This window comes from Alcanivorax sp. 1008, from assembly GCF_020667895.1.
Taxonomy (GTDB): Bacteria; Pseudomonadota; Gammaproteobacteria; order Pseudomonadales; family Alcanivoracaceae; genus PGZG01.
In genome coordinates this window covers 1-390 of sequence record NZ_JAFMPS010000101.1, presented here as the reverse complement: position 1 = coordinate 390, position 390 = coordinate 1, and the positions used below count along the sequence as shown (strand labels likewise).

The window sequence follows — 390 nt, the reverse complement described above, 5'->3', positions numbered from 1 at the left end:
ACAAAAATGAAGCTTCATAATTTTTATGGAGACTACCTAAATGACAAACCTGACTTATTTCAATTCTTAGTTTAAAGAAAAATAAAATGACTATACCAGAAAAGTATCAAATTAAAGAGACTTTAAATCAAAATACTTACTTAGTAAACGGCGAATTAAAAACTTGGAAAGGAGATACTTCAGAGGTCTACTCTACCATTTCGTCAACCAAAGATTATCAACCAACTTTATTAGGCACAATCCCAACACTAGGTGAGCCCGAGGCACTTGAAGCACTTGACTCTGCGGTTAAGGCCTATGGTAAAGGACAAGGATTATGGCCAACTATGAAGGTTGCTGATAGAATTTCATGTATGGAAAAATTTGTTGAACAAATGAAAACCAAACGTG

At 34.4% G+C, this 390-nt stretch carries 1 pseudogene; it reads left to right on the top strand.

The window, feature by feature from the left end:
- Window positions 1-86: 86 nt before the first annotated feature.
- A pseudogene (locus J1C54_RS16460) lies at window positions 87-390 on the top strand (NADP-dependent glyceraldehyde-3-phosphate dehydrogenase); the annotation flags it as partial.